Annotated in this window: 3 protein-coding genes; 1 reads left to right on the top strand and 2 read right to left on the bottom strand. The window is 63.1% G+C overall.

What is annotated here, in order from left to right; all coding sequences use genetic code 11:
- Positions 1-163: 163 nt before the first annotated feature.
- Positions 164-2,881, bottom strand: coding sequence for a DEAD/DEAH box helicase (locus AVAK2825_RS13740; RefSeq protein ID WP_284399545.1), 2,718 nt, complete (start codon positions 2,879-2,881; stop codon positions 164-166).
- A 348-nt stretch (positions 2,882-3,229) separates the two neighbouring features.
- Entirely contained in the window at positions 3,230-4,144 is a 915-nt protein-coding gene (locus AVAK2825_RS13735; RefSeq protein WP_284399543.1) for a LysR family transcriptional regulator, read from the bottom strand.
- Positions 4,145-4,366: 222 nt separating this feature from the next.
- Between AVAK2825_RS13735 and amaB the strand changes: the two genes are divergently transcribed.
- Positions 4,367-5,932, top strand: a complete 1,566-nt coding sequence (gene amaB, locus AVAK2825_RS13730) for an L-piperidine-6-carboxylate dehydrogenase (RefSeq protein ID WP_284399540.1) — start codon at positions 4,367-4,369, stop codon at positions 5,930-5,932.
- The last annotated feature ends 68 nt before the right edge of the window (positions 5,933-6,000 follow it).

Genomic DNA, 6,000 nt, shown 5'->3' with positions numbered 1-6,000 from the left:
CCCGCCGCCGCGTTCGCTTCGCCGTCATTCCCAAGCCCAGGCTGTGCTGCTTCATGTGACGTATCGTCTCAGGGCTTCATCTCCATGCCAAGCATGTCGTGGGGCGATTTATGCAGACCTTCCCTAAGGGATTTCGGGTTGGCGAGTACGTGGAAAACGACGGTCATAGAGCCTCGTCGGCGGTCGTATGAGCCCATGCTGCAAGAAACCCGGCGATTCGTTCCTCGATACCACTCTCGATGGTGCGCAGGCGCAGGATGGGAAGGTGACTTTTCGCCAAGATGTGATTCTTCAATGCGTCCCGCGCTGCCTGCTCCGGTTTGTCATGGCGGCCACCATCGACTTCAATCACCCCCAAAGGGGTCTTGCCTACCTTGAAATAAATCACGAAATCGCAACTTGCACGCGACATGAAGGCGCGCTCGCGTTCTGTCATGTTCGGGTCGCTGGGCGATGCAACCTGATTCAGCTTTACTTGGCCGTGGTACATCAAGGCTTGACACGCCTGGACGGACAGGGCCTCGCGCAGCACCTGCGCCACGATCTGCTCGGACTTGTAACGCGAATCCTCAGGCCGCAATCGGGCGTTCAAGCGTGCCAGAGACTGGTCGTATTCACGGTAAAGCAGGTCGAAGGCCGACACCACAGGGGCACGCACGATCTGCTCGTCTTGCGCGTAATAGGTGACGTAGCGCATCAGGGCAGCGATGTGGCCGTTATTGCCGGTGAATACCTCGTCGCCTGTCACCAGAGTGAAACGGTGCTTGGCCCGCGACACCGCCACGTTGACCATACGCGGGTCGTCGATGAAATCCAGTCGTGGACGTGCCTGGTTGTAGCGTTTCTTGTCCAACACGGTGGAGAAAACGATCTCGTCGCATTCTCGACCCTGGAACTTATGCACGGTGTCCTTGACGAAATCCGCCGGCAGACGCGTGCTGGACAAGTTGACCTGTGCCCGGAACGGGGCGATGAACCCACGCCCGTCGCCGTCCAGTCCGATGGGCTCTTCTTCTTCGCTGAGCAGCTTGACCAGCGAGTCCAGCTCTCGCAGGTTGGTATTCTGACGAGCGTGGTTACCCTTGGCAGTCACCACCAAACGCAGGGGCTCCTCGCCGTCGTCCTTGGTCATCGGCACTAGCGCGTTGTCGTAGAACTGCTGGTTGCAGAACTGGATGATCTTGGGATGGCAGCGGTAATGCTCTTTCAGCAGCGTCCTCGGCAGCGCCCCCTTGAACACGCCGATACAAGAGTCGAGCAGGCTGTAGCGCTCGCAATCGTAGGCCTCGGCAGGCGCCCGCAGGCCGAGCACCACGGGGATATGTGCCAACTGACGGCTGTCGCCAACGACGATCAGGTTCTTTGCGCAACCCAGCGGCAGGATGCCCGGCACGAGGTCCTGCAGCGAGGCTTCGTCGATGATCACGTAGTCGAGGATCGCCCCCGGCGCGATCGAATTGACGATGGAGTGTGTGCCGCTACCCAGGATCGGGAAGCGCTTCACGAAGGCATCGAACTGTCGCCGGTACGTCTTCGCATCAAAGCAGTCCAGCGGACGTTTCTGACGTTGCAGGTGCTGCTTCAGGTGGCGCATCGACGCTGTCTTCAAGGCCTCCAGCGAGACATCGAAATTGCCGCGAGCGAGTGACTCTCGGCACGCCTGAAGCTCCGCTTCCTTGTCCTGCAACGCCTTGTCGTAATAGTGCATTTGTAGGGCGTGAAACACAGCCAGACGTGCATCACCCTCGGCGAAAGGCTTGGCGCGAAAAATCCTGAAATTGAACAGCAGCTCAATGCGGTCCTTGAGGCGGATGCGCTGCTCGCCAAGATGCGACAGGTAGGCCATCAGGTCTGCAGTCTTGCGCGGGTTCAGCCCGTACTTATTCACTGAGGCGGTGGACTGCACGCCACTCTCTTCAAGCCACCGCGACAGATAACGCCGCTCAACGCGCAGCTCATCGATGTCGACCTGCAGTTGCGCCGCCCGATTGTGGTCATGCAAATGCTGTTTTACGCGAGCCAGCAACTCCTGAATCTCTTCCAAAGCCGGCGCACACTCAGGCTCATCCGAGGGCCATGCAGGCAGGTCCGCAAAGAAGTCGCTGCGATTGACCTGATTGCCAAGTTTGGCGATCAAGTGGCCCAGGCCAACTTTCTCCAGTTTTTCGTAGACGTTTTGTACCGCTGCATTGTTGTTGGACAGCACCGCCACCGTTTGCCCACGCAGCACGATATTGGCAAGGACGTTCAAGATGGTTTGAGTCTTTCCGGTTCCTGGCGGGCCTTCTATCACGCTCACTTGTGAGCGAAAGGCTTGCTCCACAGCCGTAAGCTGACTCTCGTTCAGCCCGAACGGATAAATCAATCCCTGGCCCGGCCTCAGCGCACCGTTGCGCCCAGTGCAATAGGCTTGCAAGGCGGTGTCGGCACTGGCAGGCAGTTGCCCCAGTTGGCGCACAACATTGGCCGCAATCTCATAGTCGGTCTTCGAAGCAGCGCGCTTCATCCGGGAGTTCGCTACAGCCGCAAAATACTGAAAGACCGGAGCATCCTTTATGGTCGTCGGCGCGTCCAGGCCGATGCTGTCCATTTTGTAGATATATGGCTTGTTGGCATCGGGATACTGAACGACGGCATACCGCTCGCCATAGATCGTCGCCCTAGCGATGGGTTTGACGATTTTGCTGCCAAGCTTGGTCAACATCATCTCGCCCAGCTCACGGATAGGAGCAACGCGACACTCGCAAAGCGGGTACGTGTATTTTTTCTTGGATGTGTAGGAACAGGTCAGTTGCAAGGCTTCGTACTTGTCGCTCCAGAAAATCGCCCAGTCGCTGATCTCCGCGGTCTTCTCTTCGTCTCCCACATGAATCGAAACCATACATCCCTTAATGCAGTTGTTAAGAGAAGTATGGCTCGCGTTAAAAGAACGGGCGACCAATTTGTGCTTTGCAACTTTATGAAAGTCGCTCCGGGTCGATATGAGCCTGTCGCTGCGGGCATAAGCGCCCGGTTCAGGGTGAAGCGATCGTCCAATACCGATGGTCTTCAATGGCTGTGTTGGGAATCGCCGCCGCGGGGACTTTTTAATGGGCCTGGGCTGCGTCCCGTAAGACGAAGCCTCCCGGCTGGTTAATCCTCTTTGCCCGTTAGATCACCAACCTTCGATTTCTGTGGCGCTGATTCTTCAAAATCTTAGTTCTGGGACTGATAGTTTCTTCAGGCCAACCTAACTTCTCACATTAACTCCCCCACTCTCCCCCACCACCCAATCCCTGAACGCCTTCACCAACGGCGCCTCCGCCCGCGCCTCCGGATACACCAGGTAATACGCATCGCCGCTGGTCAGCACCGTATCCGACAACTCCACCAGGCTCCCCGCCGCCAGCTCCGGCTCGATCAAGAACCGCGGCAGCAGCGCCGCCCCCAGCCCCGACACCGCCGCCTGCGCAATCATGGCGAACTGCTCGTGCCGTGGCCCGCGCAATGCCAGGCTGGTCGGGGCGCCCACCAATTCGAACCATTCCGACCACTGCGTGGGCCGCGTGCTCTGCTGCAGCAGCACCACGCGCGCCAGGTCTTGCGGGGTGTGGATGCCGTGCTGGCTTTGGTAGCCAGGGCTGCACACCGGCACCACCTCTTCGTGCATGAGGTATTCGCACACCGCGCCGGCCCAGTGGGGCGTGCCGAAGTGGATGGCGGCGTCGAACGGGGTGCCCGCAAAGTCGAACGGCTCGGAGCGCGCCGCAAAATTGACCGTCACTTCCGGGTGCAGCGCCATGAAGCCGCCCAGGCGCGGGATGAGCCAGCGGGTGCCGAGGGTGGGCAGCACGGCCAGATTGAGCAGGCCGTCGGTGCTGCTGAAGGCCATGGCCTTTTGCGTGATGGCCGACAGCTGCTGCAGCACGCCCTGCAGATCGGCGGCGTAGACGCGGCCGGCGTCGGTGAGCACCACGCGCTGGCGCACGCGGTGGAACAGGGCGGTGCCCAGTTGCGCCTCCAGCTGGCGGATCTGGCGCGAGACGGCGCTCTGGGTCAGGTGCAGTTCTTCGGCCGCGCGCGACACGCTGTGGTGGCGGGCGGCGGCTTCGAAGGCCAACAGGTCGGCCATGGAGGGGAGAAAGGCGCGGCGCAACAAGGTCATGCTCCAAGGGAATGACTCTGCGCAGGGCATTGCCGGCCAGCGCAGATTCGACTAGGGCAAGGGTTTTTACCAACCCAGGACTTGATTCCATGTTTACATCAAGTCGTTCCGTTATTTTGCTATGCAGGCGGGCGCGATTGGGGGATATTGGCGCACGCTTTCTTGCTTCTTTTCTTCGTCGCGTTTTACCGTTCTTGTTTTTTGACTGCGAGCACTACCGCCATGTCTGCCAACGCCGCCAACCCTTCCGCACCCGCCACGCCCGCCCCTGCCGTCTCGGCGGAGGTCGATCAATTGCTGCAACGCCTGGGCGTGCCGCGCACGGCCTACACGGGCGGCAGCTTGCCCGTGCGCTCGCCCATCACGGGCGAGGCGATCGGCGCGGTGCCGCAGCACAGCGCGGCCGAGGCCACGGCGGCCATCGGGCGGGCGCATGCGGCCTTCCAGGCCTGGCGCAATGTGCCGGCGCCGCGCCGGGGCGAGCTGGTGCGACTGCTGGGCGAAGAGCTGCGCGCGGCCAAGGCCGCCCTGGGCCTGCTGGTGACCATCGAGGCGGGCAAGGTGCCGTCCGAGGGGCTGGGCGAGGTGCAGGAGATGATCGACATCTGCGACTTCGCCGTGGGCCTGTCGCGCCAGTTGTACGGCCTGACGATCGCCACCGAGCGCACCGGCCACCGCATGATGGAAACGTGGCACCCGCTGGGCGTGTGCGGCGTGATCTCGGCGTTCAATTTTCCCGTGGCGGTGTGGTCGTGGAATGCGGCGCTGGCGCTGGTGTGCGGCGATCCGGTGGTGTGGAAGCCGTCGGAAAAAACCCCGCTCACCGCGCTGGCCACGCACGCGATCGCGCAGCGCGCCATCGCCCGCTTCGGCGCCGATGCGCCCGCGGGCCTGCTGGAGCTGATCATCGGCCAGCGCGACCTGGGCGAGGTGCTGGTGGATGACGCGCGCGTGCCGGTGCTGTCGGCCACGGGCTCCACCGCCATGGGACGGGCCGTGGGCCCGCGCCTGGCGGCCCGCTTTGCGCGCGGCATCCTGGAGCTGGGCGGCAACAACGCGGCCATCGTGGCGCCCACGGCCGACCTGGGCCTGGCGCTGCGCGGCATCGCCTTCGCGGCCATGGGCACGGCGGGCCAGCGCTGCACCACGCTGCGCCGGCTGTTCGTGCACGAGAGCATCTACGACCAGCTGGTGCCCCAGCTCGCCAAGGTGTATGCCAGCGTGCAGGTGGGCGACCCGCGCACGCCCGGCACGCTGGTGGGCCCGCTGATCGACCGGCCGGCCTTCGAGGGCATGCAGAAGGCGCTGGCGCAAAGCCGCGCGCTGGGCGCCACGGTGCACGGTGGCGATCGGGTGGAGGACATCGCGGGCAGCGAGGCGTATTACGTGCGCCCGGCGCTGGTGGAGCTGCCAAAGCACGAAGGCCCGGCGCTGCATGAAACCTTCGCGCCCATCCTGTACGTGGTGCGCTACGGCACGCTGGAGGAGGCGATCGCCATGAACAACGCGGTGGGCGCGGGCCTGTCGTCGTCGATCTTCACGCTGAACGTGCGCGAGGCCGAGCAGTTCATGTCGGCCGCGGGGTCGGACTGCGGCATTGCCAACGTGAACATCGGCCCGAGCGGCGCCGAGATCGGCGGGGCCTTCGGCGGCGAGAAGGAGACCGGTGGCGGCCGCGAGGCGGGGTCGGACAGCTGGAAGGCCTACATGCGCCGCGCGACCAACACCATCAACTACTCCACCGCTCTGCCACTGGCGCAGGGCGTGACCTTCGACATCGCCGACTGAGTGATCGGCCGCGGCGCACTAGATCCCCGCCGCCGCGCCCCCCCGGCCTGGCCCCAACGGGCCAGGCC

Origin of the sequence: Acidovorax sp. SUPP2825 (assembly GCF_030158995.1) — a bacterium.
In the GTDB taxonomy this organism is placed as follows: domain Bacteria; phylum Pseudomonadota; class Gammaproteobacteria; order Burkholderiales; family Burkholderiaceae_C; genus Paracidovorax.
The sequence above is the reverse complement of the archived record's forward strand: the minus strand, read 5'-3'. Positions and strand labels throughout refer to the sequence as shown.